This window comes from Prevotella scopos JCM 17725, assembly GCF_018127785.1.
GTDB lineage: Bacteria > Bacteroidota > Bacteroidia > Bacteroidales > Bacteroidaceae > Prevotella > Prevotella scopos.
Genome location: NZ_CP072389.1, coordinates 302,386 through 319,161, shown reverse-complemented (window position 1 = coordinate 319,161; position 16,776 = coordinate 302,386). Strand labels below are relative to the sequence as shown.

The 16,776-nt window shown below is 41.2% G+C and carries 11 protein-coding genes; 5 read left to right on the top strand and 6 right to left on the bottom strand.

From position 1 onward, the window contains the following. The first annotated feature begins 7 nt into the window (after positions 1–7). Positions 8–1,402, top strand: a complete 1,395-nt coding sequence (locus J4856_RS01160; protein WP_025839811.1) for a sialidase family protein — start codon at positions 8–10, stop codon at positions 1,400–1,402. 134 nt (positions 1,403–1,536) lie between these two features. On the opposite strand, the gene J4856_RS01155 is transcribed toward J4856_RS01160, so the two are convergent. The 6 genes from J4856_RS01155 to bamG all read right to left on the bottom strand — a co-directional run bounded on the left by J4856_RS01155 (position 1,537) and on the right by bamG (position 10,565). Next, complete coding sequence (locus tag J4856_RS01155) at positions 1,537–2,457, bottom strand: IS256 family transposase, variant Zn-binding type (protein WP_428842426.1); 921 nt, start codon at positions 2,455–2,457, stop codon at positions 1,537–1,539. 536 nt (positions 2,458–2,993) lie between these two features. Next, on the bottom strand, positions 2,994–4,658 hold the full coding sequence (locus J4856_RS01150; protein ID WP_065368008.1) for an AMP-binding protein: 1,665 nt from the start codon (positions 4,656–4,658) through the stop codon (positions 2,994–2,996). Positions 4,659–4,875: 217 nt separating this feature from the next. Beyond that, positions 4,876–7,023: a peptidylprolyl isomerase gene (locus J4856_RS01145; RefSeq protein ID WP_025839664.1), complete on the bottom strand. Its 2,148-nt coding sequence runs from the start codon at positions 7,021–7,023 to the stop codon at positions 4,876–4,878. A 100-nt stretch (positions 7,024–7,123) separates the two neighbouring features. Continuing rightward, complete coding sequence (locus J4856_RS01140) at positions 7,124–8,389, bottom strand: hemolysin family protein (RefSeq protein WP_025839665.1); 1,266 nt, start codon at positions 8,387–8,389, stop codon at positions 7,124–7,126. Positions 8,390–8,605: 216 nt separating this feature from the next. Beyond that, complete coding sequence (locus J4856_RS01135; RefSeq protein WP_025839666.1) at positions 8,606–9,256, bottom strand: LPS export ABC transporter periplasmic protein LptC; 651 nt, start codon at positions 9,254–9,256, stop codon at positions 8,606–8,608. A 1-nt stretch (position 9,257) separates the two neighbouring features. Further along, positions 9,258–10,565 (bottom strand): BamG family beta-barrel-assembly machinery protein, encoded by a 1,308-nt coding sequence (gene bamG, locus J4856_RS01130; RefSeq protein WP_025839667.1) that lies wholly within the window; start codon positions 10,563–10,565, stop codon positions 9,258–9,260. A 153-nt stretch (positions 10,566–10,718) separates the two neighbouring features. On the opposite strand from bamG, the gene J4856_RS01125 reads away from it, so the two are divergent. The 4 genes from J4856_RS01125 to J4856_RS01110 all read left to right on the top strand — a co-directional run bounded on the left by J4856_RS01125 (position 10,719) and on the right by J4856_RS01110 (position 16,447). After that, positions 10,719–11,894, top strand: coding sequence for a lipoprotein N-acyltransferase Lnb domain-containing protein (locus J4856_RS01125; RefSeq protein WP_025839668.1), 1,176 nt, complete (start codon positions 10,719–10,721; stop codon positions 11,892–11,894). Positions 11,895–11,899: 5 nt separating this feature from the next. Further along, positions 11,900–12,268, top strand: a complete 369-nt coding sequence (locus tag J4856_RS01120; RefSeq protein ID WP_025839669.1) for a hypothetical protein — start codon at positions 11,900–11,902, stop codon at positions 12,266–12,268. An 86-nt stretch (positions 12,269–12,354) separates the two neighbouring features. Next, a complete protein-coding gene (gene secA / locus J4856_RS01115) occupies positions 12,355–15,714 on the top strand; it encodes a preprotein translocase subunit SecA (RefSeq protein ID WP_025839670.1) in 3,360 nt (1,119 codons plus the stop codon). Then, positions 15,695–16,447, top strand: a complete 753-nt coding sequence (locus tag J4856_RS01110; RefSeq protein ID WP_025839671.1) for an ABC transporter ATP-binding protein — start codon at positions 15,695–15,697, stop codon at positions 16,445–16,447. Before secA ends, J4856_RS01110 begins: the two co-directional genes overlap by 20 nt. Positions 16,448–16,776 lie beyond the last annotated feature (329 nt).

Genomic DNA, 16,776 nt, shown 5'->3' with positions numbered 1-16,776 from the left:
ACAATTAATGTATAAAAAGTTTTTATTAACTATTTCTCTCTGCGCCTCACTCTTACAAGTAGGTGCAGTAGGAACAGACAAAAGCAAGAATATCAAGAACGATGATGGTTTTACCACCATCGTTTTTGATAGAGCGAATAGCCCAGTCCCTTATCGTATCCCTGCAATTACCGAGACACGTAAGGGGACCTTACTAGCTCTTTGCGACTTTCGTTTCAGCCACACTGATGTGGGATGGAATAACAGAAATGGATTATGGCAGATTAATGTTGTGATGAAGACCAGTAATGACTTCGGCAAGACATGGTCTGACAGTGTTTGTGTAGCTCGCGGTAATGAACATGCAGCTGACCCAATCCGCACTGCTTTCGGTGATCCAAGTATCATTGCTGACCGCACCTCAGATAACGTACTGCTTCATTGTGTAGCGGGTAAGAGTGCTTATCAGACAGCTACTCGCCAAAACCCACTACATGCTTACTTCTTCCATAGCACGGATGGTGGCAAGACCTGGGACAATGGGACAGACCTTACCGAGATGATTCACGGCCTTTATGATGGCAAACTCCCTAATGGTGGTAATCCTGATGCCATCTTCCTGACTTCAGGTAAGATTATGCAGAGCCGTTACATTCGTAAAGGGAAGTTCTATCGTCTTTACGTGGCACATCCTATCCGTCAGAATGGCGTTGACCGCTGTGGAACTTTCGTCATCTATTCTGACGACTTTGGTCGCACATGGAATGTCTTAGGATCACCTTCAAAGGCTCCTTCAATTGCTCAAGACGAATCAAAGGTTGAAGAAATGCCTGATGGTAGCGTATTACTTAGTTGTCGTGAGCTTCATGGAGGCAGACGATTCAACATCTTCACTTATAAGGATGCTGTAAAAGCAATAGGTAGTTGGGGTGAGGAAGTTATGCCGGAGAATATGACTGGCAAGCAAGTCAACGCCTGCAATGGTGAAATCTTGATTGTTCCTGCAAAGCGTGTGGCTGATGGTAAGAAACTTTTTGTTGCCCTTCAGTCTGTACCTCTCAGTGCACGTCGTGACAGTGTAGGTTTCTTCTATAAGGAGTTAGCATCTTATGGTGACTACTCTACTGCAAAAGCATTAGGCAGCAATTGGAAGAAAGGTCTGCGTGTTACTGACGAATCATCTTGTTACTCAACAATGGTCCTTATGAAGAATCAACACATCGGCTTCCTGTATGAAGTTCGAGGACAGAACGACGGCTATGACATTGAGTTCAAGAGTCTCTCACTAAAGACTATTACAAAGGGGGAATATGAAATACTTCCTTATGTTGATCGCTCAAAGTACTTAATTGAGGTAGCAAAGGTTCACCAGACTAAAGCATCACTTGCTATTGTAAAAAAGCAAACGAAAAGAAAGAGATAACAGCCTGTAAAGGCGAATGTATCGGAATAGAGTTGCCATTACCTGAAGTTGGGCTTATGTGACAAAAGTGTGCTTATTTTAGCGTCGTTTTCTCTTATGTGACAAAAATGTGCTTAAAATCTCCCATTCCCCTTTTATTTCTTAGGAGAATGGGACTTTATAAAGTCTTGGATGAAGATCTTTCTTCTTTCCATACTGATCCCCTTGTGTAGGTTCAATTTTGTCTTTAAATCTGCATTGAGTGATTCAATGGCATTGTTTGTATTTGGCATCTTCAATTCAGGGTAATCATAGTATGTCCACAATGACGACATATTCCTTTTAAGGCTCAAAAAAGCACTACGTAGAGCTTTATGAGTATAATGTGATTTTCCATCTTCTGTTGTTGTCCGTTCCTTAAGAAAATCCTCCCACTTGGTGTACCATTCCTTTAAAGCCCCAATAAAGGACTCCTTGTCCGTATGACATAACATCTTGGATAATTCAAGCAGTTCTTTTGAAGCCTCAAGCTTGGGTCTTGAAGTTAGTTTTGTCTTTATAGTCATTACTTGATGGAACTGGCATAATTGGAATTTATAATTGGGAAAAGCTTGCCTAAGTCCCTTAAAACCATCGCATACAAGCCCTTGAATGGTATACCCAAGTGACTCCAAGTAGCTTATGCCCTCCTTATAGTCTTCAAGACGTTCATGCCTATTGATAAACTTAAACCAAAGTACATCACCAGACAATGAATCCTTCATGATAACGACACCAAAATTACGTCCCCAATAGGTGGCATCCATTAAAACCACTACAGGGCGAACAAGAAGGTTGGGAAGTTCTTCTTTATAAGATTTGGTGAGTTTTCTATAAATTGTCCTGGTTGAAACTCCGTACTCCTCTGATAGATCTTTGACTGTTAGATTACCCTTGGAATAACGATTATTGACAATGGTATTGGTAAGGCGATTATGTCCAACAAAGCTCCTCTTACAGCACTTACAATACCAGCGTTGACTACCATTAAGATGACCACGTTTTATAGTCGATTTTGAGCCACAATAAAAGCAGATTTTTTGCCATAAAAATATAAATAAAACAAAGATAATGATTATTAGATAGTTACAAGGATTTTAAGCACATTTTTGTCATATAGGCCTGAAGTTGTAAAAAACAACTTAAAATAACAATGAGCTGTAGCAATCGACTCCTGTCGAATGATACAGCTCATTTTTTAATATCATTATCATTGATGTCTTCTAATAAGAAGCTAAACACGCTGACTCATTACAAACATGGTTCATGAATGACCTCATTGGTGATGTTAATATCAAAGTTCGTGTTGCAGTAAGAGTACAAAAGCAATGACAAAATTCTTCCAAACTATGGACTAATAAGCTGTCTAAAAAAAGAAAGATATTATCACATAAATCAAAGAATAGTTTAATTTAATGTTGCTGTCATTATTAACATTTCATGCAACCAATTGTAACATAACAAGTTAAGTATCCGCAATGAATGACAGTAATGACAGCAAATCATGTTTCTAGTTTCAGAGTACCAAGAACATCGGACAACCAACACCAAGCACCCAACACCTTACAGCGCTTTATTCAGTGTAAAGGAATCGCTTGATAGATTTCTTTGGAGTCTTTTCGAATTCCTCCTCTTGAATACGAATTTCTGATAACTTACTATAGGCAGGAACGACAGCATTCAATTGTGTGCGGTTTTCCTCCATAATATTCTTAATATCCTCCGCATTAAGGCCCAAGTTTTGAGCCTCATCATAATCAGGATGTACCAAGCCTATAAGTTTATCACCACTCTGAATAACCAAACATTCATTCACAAGAGGTAGAGAGTTGAGTTTATCTTCAATCTCCTCTGGATAAATATTCTGTCCGTTACTTCCAAGAAGCATATTCTTTGAACGTCCTTTAATAAAGACATTACCATCATCGTCCATCAAGCCAAGGTCACCAGTGTGGAACCAGCCATCAGCATCAATCGTCTGCTTTGTTGTCTCATCATTCTTATAGTACCCCAAAAGTACATTTGGTCCCTTAGTGAGAATCTCACCCGGCACATGTTCTGGGTCAGAACTATCGATACGAACCTCTTGATGCAAAGCTGCCTGACCACATGACCCCTGCTTAAAAGTCTTCCAATCACGATAACAGATAATTGGACCACATTCTGTTGCACCATAACCTACAGTATATGGGAACTCTATGCGACGTAAGAAACTCTCGATTTCACCATTGAGAGCTGCTCCACCAATAATAATCTCGTAAAGATTACCACCAAAGGCTTGATATACCTGCTCACGAATCTTTGCACGTACCTTCTTATTAATTACTGGCATATTCAGCAGGAGACGCATACGATTGTTCTGAATCTTTGGGAATACCTTCTTACGAATAATCTTCTCAATTACCAAAGGTACAGCAATCATAATTACTGGCTTTACCTCTTGAAGTGCTTGAGAGATAATAGCAGGAGAAGGGATACGTGTCAAATAGTAAATGTGAACACCTGAGAGGAACTCATAGATAAACTCGAATGCCATTCCATACATGTGAGCCATTGGAAGAATACTGATAACATTATCTCCGGGCTTAATTACATGGCCTAAAACATGCTTAGCAAAATCAGCATTGCTCCATAAAGAACGGTATGGAAGCATTACACCTTTAGAGCGACCTGTGGTTCCACTGGTATAATTTATCAAAGCAAGTTCGTCTGGACTCTGCTCACGATAGTAATGTATATGCTCTGGACGGAAGTACTTAGGGTAACGACGTCCAAACTCCTCATTGAGATGTTCACGTGCATAAGTCAACTTATCCGTACGACTTACTACCAATGAGTAATCTGGAATATAAATAATTCCCTCCAAGTTTGGCATCTTCATGGCGTCAATCTGAGTTACAACGACATCACCTACGAAGAGAAGTTTTGCGTCTGAGTGATTGACGATGTTATGAATCTGCTCTGGCATAAACTCATGTAAGATAGGTACAGCCACAGCACCATAAGTGAGTACTGCAAGGAAAGAAGCAGCCCAAGCAGAAGAGTTTCTTCCACATAGCGCTATCTTATCACCACGTTTTACACCACTTGCCTCAAACATAATGTGCAGCTTTTCTATCTTTCTGGCAACATCATGATATTGAAGGGTCTTGCCTTTATAATCTGTTAGAGCATCACGGTCCCAATGTTCGATGATACTCTTCTCTATTAATTCATTAAAACTCGGAATCTTTTCCATTGCACAATATTTCAATCTGTGTGCAAAGATACATATTTATAAACACATTTCAAAATATTATGTGCAAAAATATATCATTATAAGCTTAAAGAGCAGCAGAAAGGGTTAGATTCTACGTCATGAACTATCATGAAATCTACTCACCGAAGTTTTCGAAAACAAAAAGACGGATGCACTTTAACAGCACATCCGTCATATTTATGGTTGATATTATCTCTTAGAAGAAGAGGTAACGATTGTCAACTACATTAGCCTTCTGAATAAGATCCTGCATGAAGTTACTCAACAACTGCATATTCATCTGTGCCGCCTGTTGCATTGTCAATGCCTCATTGTACTTAGAGCCTGCACGCATAGCCTTCTTTTCTACCTGGAATACGTAAACACCAGCGTTACCTTTTACAGGAGCCTTAGAGAACTTGCCTGCCGCAGTAGCTGCCACTGCACCAGAGAGTGCTGGCTCAACAGAACCTGTTGCCTGTACAAAGGCTGGAGCAGCAAATGTAATTTGATTTACAAGAGTAACCTTAGCACCCTTTGCCTGAGCTGCAGCGATAGAGTTTACACCTTTGAGCTTAGCCATAAGCAACTTAGCCTTCTTATCCTTGATAATCTCACGCTTCAGAATTTCCTTCACCTGTGCGTCATCCCAAGTACGATAACCCTTTTGATGAACAGCCGTCAAGGCGATAACCAAGAGATGATCATTGTTACCACACTCGTAGAGAGGTGAAATATCACCAGCCTTAGCCTCAAAGAGCCACTTGAGTGCATCGCGTGTTCCATTGATGCCAGCAACATAGTGTTCTGCTGTAGAGATATCGTTAAGAGACTGAACATGATAACCAAACTTAGGAGCGTTCTTCTCAAGATCAGCTACGTTGTTACTCTTTGCTACAAACTCAGAGAACTTATTGTAAGCATCGCCACGTGTAGCCTTTGAGAAATCGATTACCTTCTTGATAACAGCAGCTGTTGTCTTGGTTGTGAAATTCTTCTTATCAAGCACCTGCAAAATGATGCTACCCTGTGTAAGCGCAAGATTCTGAGTGGCATTTACTTCACCATTAAGCAAAGCATTTACAAAAGTACGATTGTCCTGACTCATACTTGGAGCCATCTCATACTGCTGACCAGTAAACCATACCTTCTCACCAGTCTGACCATAACGCTTAGCGAGTGCATCGAAGTCTGCACCACCTGCCAATGCCTTCTGAATTGAGTCAGCCTTAGCACGTGCCTCCTCGATAGTATTTGCTGCAATATTAATCTGGCGGAACTGGATTGAGTCAGCCAACTGTGCCTTAGAAAGCACACGAATGATATTCAATGTGTTGTCCTGCTTATTCTCTGTTACACCTGTTGTTCCTACAGAGAGAGAATCAATCTTTGATGCAATATCAGGATACTGCTGATAAGCCTTGCTGCTTACAGGAAGACCCAAGTAAGGAATTTCAGAAGCACTCTTGCTAACGATAACTGCTGGATCCTGCGCTGTAGCAAGCTGCTTTTGGAATTCATTCATCTCCTTAACAACCTGATTGCGGTCGGCTGTGCTAGCTTTAATCTGGTAGTCAACAAACTTAATATCGCGTGTCTCTACATTCTGACGGAAAGCTGGCTTGAGTTCTGCATACTTACCCATAAAATCATCGTCAGTAACCTTAATATCGGCATCCTTTACAGAACTATAAGCCAATGATGCGAGTTGAATCTGACTTTCCTCATTATTGTCCTTAAACGCCATCTTAGCTTCTGCCTTGTTAGAAAGAACACAGCTTGCAAGCAAGGCCTGATACTTCTGTGCGAGCAACTGCGTGCGGAGGTTCTTCTCAACGAAGAGCCAATAATCATAAACAGCCTGCATCTGCTCGAGCTGAGGAGAGTTAGCTGATTTAGCCTTGTTATAGCTATCAAAGAACTGCTTGAGCGCATTTACGTCAAAACGACCTGTCTGCTGATTGACGAAAGGAGTCTGTGCCAACATTGGATTGGTACCATCGGACAAAACATTCTCCAATTCCTTCTCTGTAACAGTAAGACCAACCTTTGCAGCATCAGCTTCAATTACTCGATTGCTTACGAGCTGCTGCCATACTTGATCCTTAACCTGGTTAAGTTCCTGCTCAGTGAGGTTATCACGTTGCATCGTAAACTTAATTGCTGACTGATATTCATCAATCAACTTCTGATAATCCTGGACACTTACTTTCTTGCCCAGGATTTCTCCAATCTGCTGACGCGCTTCACCCTTGATACCATTACAAGAGCGGAAACCCTCTTCAGCCAAGAATGCAAACAAGGCAAGACCGATAGCTGCTACCAGTATGCCACCTTTGCTTCTGATTTTTCCTAATGCTGCCATTTTAGATTTATTATTTGATTTTAATTATTCAATTTAATATGACAAATTGCGCACAAAAATACAAAAAAATGGGCAAGTATCATAATTTTTCATTCAGAAATTACTCTGTACCATTGACTTTTAGCCGTACGAGTTCTATTTTTGTCATGGTCTTCTTGATTATCTTAAACTCATATTGACCAACAGTAACGATTTCGTTCAGTTTGGGGAAACTTTGATAAACATGTAGCAACAAGCCTCCAACCGTCATGTAATCGTCATCTTCTGGCAAATCAAGATTAAACATTTCATTCACCTTGTCAATCTCTAAACGTGCCGAAAGAACATATTCATTGTCGTTTATCTGCTTGGCAATATACTTCGTGTTATCGTGCTCATCCTCTATTTCACCAAAGATTTCTTCAACAATATCTTCTAATGAAACAATTCCACTTGTACCACCAAACTCGTCAACAACAACACCCAAGCTTTTCTTTTGAAGGAGGAACACCTGCATAAGCTTATGTGCAGCCATTGTCTCAGGAACAAACGGCATCTGTCGGATATGCTCTTTCCAGTTTTCGGGTGAACGAAACATCTCAGAAGAATGAATGTAACCCTTGATGTGATCGATATCACCTTCATATACAATGATTTTGGAGTTACCACTCTCAATGAACATTTGTTGTAGCTCTTGCAAAGGGCAATCTATTTCGACGGCATTAATCTCAGTACGTGGTACCATACAATCACGCACCTTAGTATCTTGAAAGTCTAATGCATTCTGAAAAATCTTCACTTCATCTTCTATCTCATCTTCATTCGCAGCATTTTGAATAGAAGTCTGAACAAGGTGATCAAGATCTACCTTCGTGAATGTTCCATCGTTTTCCTCTTCATCCATCCTTACACCAAAGATACGTAAGATGACACGTGCCAAAAAGGTTGCAAAGCGACTTATCGGCCAAAGGATAATGAAAAAGACATAAGCTAAGGGAGCAAAAAAAGTAAGTAAGCGATTAGGATTACTCTTAAACAATGTCTTGGGTAAAAATTCTCCGGTAAAAAGAATAACAAGTGTTGAGGTCAAGGTGTCCAATATAACACGTGTTGCAGAGTCAAATGATGCGAACAGCGTTGCATCAAAGAATTGTGCAAATAAGATACCATATATGACAAGCACAATATTGTTACCAACAAGCATCGTTGACACGAAGCCATTTGGATTGTTATAATAGATAGTCAGACACTTTTGAGCAATACCATTCTTCTCCTTGTCCATTTCAGCAAGAAGTCGGTTACTCGAAACAAAGGCTATCTCCATTCCTGAGAAGAATGCGGAGAGCACCATCGTTATGATGATTTCTATGATTAAATCTATATCCAATTTTTGTTATTATTTAGCGCTGTCCAATAAATATTCCGCTTATACGTTAACCATCAACTGTTTATGAAATGACGATCATAAAGCTATTCACTATCCTCTCCCTATCTTCGTGTTCATACTCAACACCAGCTGTGCGGAGACTTAGCACCAATTGTGCGGAGGCCCAACACGAAATGTGCAGATGGTATGCACGGATGAAAGATACTGAAGTTGAAGTTACTTTTGATGAACTATGGGGCCTTTCATGCTATCAACATGTGTGGTATCCATTGGTGGAGACGGCATGCCCTCAGCTGACATAAACGACTCATTAGAGAAGATGCCCCACCCTTTCGTCTGGCGAATCTCATAGTTAGTCATTTGTTCATCACTGCGGAACCAGTCACCTTCTAATTCTTTATCAGGAGTCTTAAGATGCGAGTAAGAGTATGACCACATCTGATGTTCACGCTCATCCCAATAGAGCTCATTGCTATAAAAGCGGAGTCCTTGTGCTGTGAGTATTCTTACACGTCCTCTTAGCTCCCAACGACGATCCTTATCAAAATAGACCGCAGAGTCACATTGAATATAACCCACCACGTGTTTTTTCAAGTTAAACTGTGTAAGGAGGATTCCTTTATTGAAAGTCCATCGTGAAGGTCGCTTATTTTCGTTTATTTCCCAACACTCTGTAACGATACGATATTTTATTACGCCCGAATCAGAGATGAGCGTGTTGACACCATATGTGGTCATCACCGGAACAGAGTCACGATCATAAATAGCAGGAGCAGTATGCTCACGTTCCTCTGAACAAGAAACAATGGCACAGCCCACTATCAAGAATGCAAAGCCTACGAATAACGATTGAAGGTCTGAACGCATATTATTCAACCTTGAACTTAGCAAACCAGCGCTCATTAAAGGTAAAGCCGACGTTGACACGGAAGGTATTCTCCTTAACCAATCCAGTAACACTTTGGTTCACCCATTCTGCACTGACATTCAACATGCTACGATTGTTATAACTATTCATGATAGGAATACCAACACCAAGACTTGCTGAAAGCTCGCGCGGACCATCGGCACCATTTATCTTAAGATAAGGACTGGCATAGCTAAAGCCCGCACGATAGTGCATACGGCTAAAGAAACCACGATAGCGTTCGCCCTTGCAGTAGTCGCCACCCAATGTCAACTTATGACGATCGTTGAATTGTCCATCAACGAGGCTATAACTAGTCGTACCACTGCCAGTCGTTATCTGTGGATACTTTAAGCTTGCCCACTTCTGCAACTGATAGTCAACACCGAACTTCAAGCGGTTATTGTGGTTCCACATCAAGCCTACACCAAAGGTATGAGGAAATTCAAGTGCATTTGAAACAGCATAATGTGTTGTGTCAGAAATGCTTGTCTGTGAGTTCGTTGATATCAAGTCACAATCAGCAGTCGCATTCAGCTTATGACCAAGTGAGTAAGCCATACCTAAGGTCAACGCATTCTTTTTATCTACTGTATAAGTATATTGCGCACCAAAATCAATTTTATAACTCTTTACCTGTGTAGAGTAATTCTTTGACAGCGTATTGACATAACTATCACTATAAGTATTCGTTGAGTTACGGTTCAACGTTCCCCAAAGATAACCAACGTTCGCACCAAATGAGAAGCCCTTAAATGGTTCCCAGCCTGCACCTAAATAAACAAGATGTAGGCCACCATTTCCACTATAAGTGTTGGAATAAGTTGCATTAACAGAAGATGTACTTGGGAAAGCATTAACGTTTTGCGTGTTGCTGAAATTGTAGCCAACGTTTGTATAAGGTAAGAGACCAAAGCTTACACCTACATGCTTAAAGGCTCTGAATGAAGCAACAACATATTCGATATCAGCATTTTTAGCATTCACCTTGTTACCATTCTCCTCGAAATTTGTCAACAGAAGGCTAACACCAGCATCAAAGATGAATGAAAGAGAGTCAACCGAAGCGTAAGAAGCTGGGTTCATATAGTTCACCTGATTACGCTCATGAAAACCATATGCTAATCCGTTCATACCACGATTAAAACTTGTTGCCTGTGATGCTAATGCGCCTAAACCATATTGACTGTATGGAGAGTTAGTTCCGCTCTGGGCTGACGCTTGTAGTGCAAGGCCTGCAAGGAATGCTGCTGCAATTATCTTTTTCATTCGCTTTATTTCTTATTCTGACGTTATGTCTAAACAATATAATGGCGCAAAGTTATTAAAAAAAATCTAGATTGCAGAAAAACAATAAAGGATTTTGATTTTTAATAAGCTTTCTTTGTGCTCTCATGCTTTTTTACTACCTTTGCGCACAAAATGAAAAAGGGATTATTATATATTGTACTGACTTGCCTTCTGTCTGTCGTCCAACTTACAGCAGGAGCACAAGGTATGGGCAATGCTGATAGCATTCAGATATCCCTTTTAACCTGTTCACCAGGTAAGGAAGTTTGGGCGCAATATGGTCACACCGCAATTCGCTATTACAACAAAGAAAGTGGAGAGGACCTTGCCATTAACTATGGTATCTTTTCGCTCGACCAAAGCTACTTTATTCCCCGCTTTGTTCTAGGTATGACAGACTATCGCATGGGGGTTCAATCCATGGAACAGTTCCTTGCACAATATGAGTATGAGGGACGAGGGGTTACGGAGCAGGTTCTAAACCTGTCAGCTAAAGATAAGGAAGCTATCTATAAGGCTTTGCAGGAAAATTTGAAGCCTGAGAATGTAGTTTATCGCTATAACTACTTCTTCGACAACTGCACTACTAGGGCACGTGACATAATCGTCAACCACCTGCATGGGAAGGTTGTTTATCCGCCTGCTGATTCAGATGCAACGTTCCGTTCTATGCTACATAAATGGAACAATGAATACAAATGGACACAGTTCGGAGAAGACCTCCTGCTCGGTGTGAATGCTGACCGCAAGACAACAAAGTCTGAACAGCAGTTTCTACCCGAGAACTTAAAAAACGACTTTGACAAAGCAACCTACAATGGGAAGCCTTTAGTAAACGAGACGAGAGAACTATTGTCAGCTAAGACTGATACAGTAGAACCATCTTTCCCACTCTCCCCTCTTGCAGTAGCGATTCTTTTTGCAGTCGTTAGTCTTGTAATGATGAGCTTTAGCTATCGCAGAAAGCAGGTTTATTGGGTTTGGGATGCAGCGCTGATGATTACATCGGGCTTGTTGGGTATCGTCTTCTTCATCATGATTTTCTCACAACATCCATGTGTTAGTCTGAATTTCATTTTGCTCTTCTTTAATCCTTTACCCCTTTTCTTCTTGTATAGTACCATCAGAAAGAAGAAAGTAATGTGGTGGAAGATATGGGGAATACTCATTATTTTGGGGCTATTCGGAAGTCTATTTCAGGATATACCACAGCCAATATTAATTGTGGCATCATTCTTGTTGTTACATTGCATATTACATATACGAATTCATAAATCGGTTGCAACTGCGAGTGATTCAAAGAGATAAAGATAATGAATAAATACATCACTGCTTTACTTGTCGTTCTCGCGACAACAGGAGTCGAAGCACAGAACTATCAGTCTGCGCTTAAGATTGCATTGGGTGATGTCAATATAGAAGATCTTTGTCATCAACAAGCATTTAAAGGTGTTGAGCAGGAAGTATTGTCAGTCCTCGAAGCCTTTAAACAAATTAAAGAAGATGACGAAGTTGAGCCTGTACAAAACAAAGCGATATTTGTAGCAGACTTATACGAAAAATATCCTATTGCTTTAATCTCTCAATCAAATAACAACCAGGAATTACAGCTATTCCTTCCTAATCCTTCTTTAAGGACAGGGATAAATATTCGTGCTCCGAATTCATTTTCTTCTTTATAATAAGCTAAGCGCTAGCTTATACGAATGAAAAAGCAGATAGAGGTCAACGAACCCCAAATATAAATTAAAACAACAATTAAGAAGAAATGAATTTCAATAAAATATTAAAGGCTCTTTTTGGAGATAAGTCAACACGTGATATGAAGCTTATACAGCCCTACGTAGATAAGGTTAAGGCTAAATATCCAGAGATTAAAGCACTTAGCAATGATGAATTGCGTGCTAAAACAAAGGAAATCCAAAAGTATGTTCAGGATGCAGGTAAGGAACAACGTGAAAAGATAGCTGAACTTCGTGCAACGATTGAAAGCACTCCACTTGAAGAACGTGAAACAATCTTCAATCAGATTGATAAACTTGAGAAAGAGACGCTCGACAACTATGAGAAGGCACTCGATGAGGTTATGCCTATAGCATTCTCTATTGTTAAAGATACAGCACGCCGTTTTGCTGAGAATGAGGAGACTGTCGTTACAGCTACCGACTTTGATCGTGAGTTGGCTGCTGACCCTTCAAAAGACTTTATTACTATTGATGGCGATAAGGCTATCTACCATAATCACTGGACAGCTGGTGGCAATGACCTCAAATGGGAAATGGTTCACTATGACGTACAGATTTTCGGTGGTGTCGTTCTTCATCAGGGTAAGATTGCCGAGATGGCTACGGGTGAAGGTAAGACCCTTGTTGCTACCCTACCAGTATTCCTCAATGCCCTTACAGGTAATGGTGTTCACGTCGTAACAGTCAACGACTATCTTGCAAAACGTGACTCTGAGTGGATGGGACCTCTCTATATGTTCAATGGACTTTCAGTTGATTGTATTGATAAACATCAGCCAAACTCTCCTGCTCGTCGCAAAGCTTACCAAGCAGACATTACTTTCGGTACGAATAATGAGTTCGGTTTCGACTATCTGCGCGACAACATGGCAGTATCACCAGCCGACCTCGTACAGCGTCAGCACAACTACGCTATTGTCGATGAGGTTGACTCTGTCTTGATTGACGATGCACGTACACCACTTATCATTAGTGGTCCTGTACCAAAGGGTGACGTTCAGATGTTTGAAGAGTTCCAGCCATTGGTTCAGAACCTTTATGAGGTTCAACGCAAACAGGCTACAGAACTTCTTTCTGAAGCTCGTCACAAGCTAGCTGAGGCACAGAAGAACGCTAATAATAAAGAGACTTTCCAGAAGTTACAGGAGGAAGGTTTCCTCGCCCTCTATCGTTCATTCAAAGCACTGCCTAAGAACAAGGCACTCATTAAGTTCCTTTCTGAGGAAGGTATCAAGGCTGGTATGCTGAAGACAGAGGAGTATTACATGGCTAACAACAACCGTGAGATGCCGAAGGCTATTGAGCCACTCTACTTCGTGACTGACGAGAAGATGAACTCATGTGACCTTACTGATAAGGGTACTGCATGGTTGGCTGCACAGGTTAAGGATGATCAGTTGTTCGTATTACCTGATATTACGACAGAACTTTCTGAACTTGAAAAGCAGAAGGATGAGAAGGTTATTGATGAGCAGACTTATATCGATAAGAAAGATGCGATGATGGCTCATTATGGCGTTCAGAGTGAGCGTGTGCACACATTGCAGCAACTCTTGAAGGCTTACACGATGTTCAACAAGGACGATGAGTATGTTGTCTTGAATGGTGAAGTTAAGATTGTCGATGAGCAGACGGGACGTATCATGGAAGGTCGCCGTTGGAGCGATGGCTTGCACCAAGCTGTTGAAGCGAAAGAGCACGTAAAGGTTGAGGCTGCAACACAGACTTTCGCAACCATTACCTTACAGAACTACTTCCGTATGTATCACAAACTTGCAGGTATGACGGGTACCGCTTCAACTGAGGCTGGTGAGTTCTGGGATATCTATAAACTCGATGTAGTTGAGATTCCAACCAATCGTCCTATCCTCCGTAAGGATATGGAAGACCGCGTTTATAAGACAGCACGTGAGAAGTATGCAGCTGTCATCGACGAGATTGAGGAAATGAGAAACCAAGGCCGTCCTTGTCTTGTGGGTACAACCTCTGTCGAAATCAGTGAGCTCTTGAGCAAGATGCTTAACATGCGTAAGATTCCACATCAGGTATTGAATGCTAAGCAGCACTTGAAGGAGGCTCAGATTGTTGCCGAGGCTGGTCGTTCTGTGAATGGTCTTGGTGCAGTGACAATCGCTACCAACATGGCGGGTCGTGGTACAGACATCAAGCTTTCTCAGGAAGTGAAGGATGCAGGTGGTTTGGCAATCATCGGTACCGAGCGTCATGAGAGCCGTCGTGTCGATCGTCAGTTGCGTGGTCGTGCTGGTCGTCAGGGTGACCCAGGTTCATCAGTATTCTATGTTTCACTCGAAGATAAGTTGATGCGTCTCTTCGGTTCAGAACGTATCGCCAAGGTGATGGATAGACTTGGCTTTGAAGATGGCGAACGTATTGAGAGTTCAATGATTTCAAATAGTATTGAACGTGCTCAGAAGAAGGTTGAGGAAAACAACTTCGGTATCCGTAAGCGTCTGTTGGAATACGATGATGTCATGAACAAGCAGCGTACGGTTATCTATGAAAAGCGTCGCCATGCGTTGATGGGTGAGCGTATCGGTATGGATATCTCTAACACTATCTGGGACCGTTGCATACACATCATCGAGAGCAATGACTACGAGGGATGCAAAGAAGAATTCTTGAAGATTCTTGCTATGGAATGTCCATTCACTGAAGAAGAGTTCAATGGTGGCAACACAGCTGAACTTGCTGAACGTAGCTTCCAAGTAGCTATGGAGACCTTCGACCGTAAGACAGAACGTATCCAAACAGTGGCATGGCCTATCATCAAGCAGGTATATGAGAATCAGGGTGCAATGTACGAGCGTATCATGGTTCCAATCACTGATGGTCAGCGTGTTTACAACATTCCATGCGACTTAAAGGAAGCTTACGAGAGCGAGGCTAAATCTGTTGTTAAGCAGTTTGAGAAGGTAATCCTCCTCCATATCATTGATGATGACTGGAAAGAGAACCTCCGCCAGTTAGACGACCTTCGTCACTCTGTACAGAATGCTTCTTACGAGCAGAAAGACCCATTGCTCATCTTCAAGTTGGAGAGTGTGAAGTTATGGGACAACATGATTGACGATATGAACAATCGTACGGCAAGCGTTCTGATGCGTGGCCAGATTCCTGAGATGCAGCCAGCTGATGAGATTCAGGAGGCTGCACCTGAGGAGCATAGTCAGAACTATAAAGAGGAAAAGGTTGAACTCAACGACCCTAATCAGGTTGCTGCTGCACAGCATGACACCCGAGAAGGTGCAAACGAAATAAACCATACTCCTTATCGCGCTGAGAAGATGCCTCTTCCAAACGACCCATGTCCTTGTGGTAGTGGTAAGAAATTCAAAAAATGCCATGGTCGCGATATCCGTTAATAACCTTATAAAGAAGTTCGGGGATAAGACAGCTGTGTCTATCCCCGATTTTTATTTCCCTCCCAATGAGATAATTGGTCTTGTTGGTAATAATGGTGCTGGTAAGACGACGCTCTTCCGTTTGATTCTTAATCTCATCAAAGCTGATAGCGGTAGTGTAAATTTCTGTCTTACTGATGAAAAGGATACGCTGGACAAAGACAAGTCTGTTGGCAGAGAGACCGTCATCTCAAACCTTAAAGAATCTTGGAAGAGCTTTATTGCAGCTTACTTGGATGAAAGTTTTCTAATAGATTTCCTTACCCCAAAGGAGTTTTTCAGCTTCATTGCTAAAGTGAATAACATCGATGAAAAAGATGAGGAAGAACGATTGAACAGTCTTCATACATTCCTTGGTGATGAAATTCTTGAGAGGAAGGTATATATCCGTGAACTTTCAGCTGGCAACAAACAAAAGGTTGGCATAGCCGCAGCACTACTCTCCTTTCCAAAGTTTATCATCCTTGATGAACCTTTCAACTTCCTTGACCCAAGCAGTCAGAATCATTTAAAGAAGGTTCTTATGGAATATAAAAATAAACACAAAGCCTCAATCCTTATCTCGAGTCATAATCTATACCATACGACCGACATCAGTGACAGAATTGTACTAATGGAGAATGGCAAGATAATAAAGGATATAGCTGAGGTAACCCAGGATTCGATTAAGGATTTAGACAACTACTTCTTCTAACGTGCTTATCTGTCTTGCATAACTACTCTATTGTGTGTTCAAAACAAGCAAGTCTTGTTGCATGTGGAAGGAGCTGACTGCTTCAATAAAATGTTTCTCGTATGCAACAAGTATCTATGTGAGAGTTCGTTTAAAATAGGTTTCTTCTTAGGATTAAACTATCTTTGACTTAAAAGAAAAAGGGCAACTTTGTAAATATATTTCCTTTTATTATTTTTCAATCACGCTCAACAGCATTCGCATTAACGCCCTTTCGGCTTGTAAAAGGTGCCCTTCAAGCTCCTTGTTAACGCCCTTTTAGAAGCGCATTTATAAGTGCCTGATAACTA

Excerpts from the sequence above, each read along its gene's own strand:
- J4856_RS01135 (WP_025839666.1), bottom strand. The coding sequence starts at position 9,256 with ATGCGTTCAGACCTTCAATCGTTATTCGTAGGCTTTGCATTCTTGATA.
- J4856_RS01120 (WP_025839669.1), top strand. The coding sequence starts at position 11,900 with ATGAATAAATACATCACTGCTTTACTTGTCGTTCTCGCGACAACAGGA.
- J4856_RS01145 (WP_025839664.1), bottom strand. The coding sequence starts at position 7,023 with ATGGCAGCATTAGGAAAAATCAGAAGCAAAGGTGGCATACTGGTAGCA.
- bamG (WP_025839667.1), bottom strand. The coding sequence starts at position 10,565 with ATGAAAAAGATAATTGCAGCAGCATTCCTTGCAGGCCTTGCACTACAA.
- J4856_RS01150 (WP_065368008.1), bottom strand. The coding sequence starts at position 4,658 with ATGGAAAAGATTCCGAGTTTTAATGAATTAATAGAGAAGAGTATCATC.
- secA (WP_025839670.1), top strand. The coding sequence starts at position 12,355 with ATGAATTTCAATAAAATATTAAAGGCTCTTTTTGGAGATAAGTCAACA.
- J4856_RS01160 (WP_025839811.1), top strand. The coding sequence starts at position 8 with ATGTATAAAAAGTTTTTATTAACTATTTCTCTCTGCGCCTCACTCTTA.
- J4856_RS01110 (WP_025839671.1), top strand. The coding sequence starts at position 15,695 with ATGGTCGCGATATCCGTTAATAACCTTATAAAGAAGTTCGGGGATAAG.
- J4856_RS01125 (WP_025839668.1), top strand. The coding sequence starts at position 10,719 with ATGAAAAAGGGATTATTATATATTGTACTGACTTGCCTTCTGTCTGTC.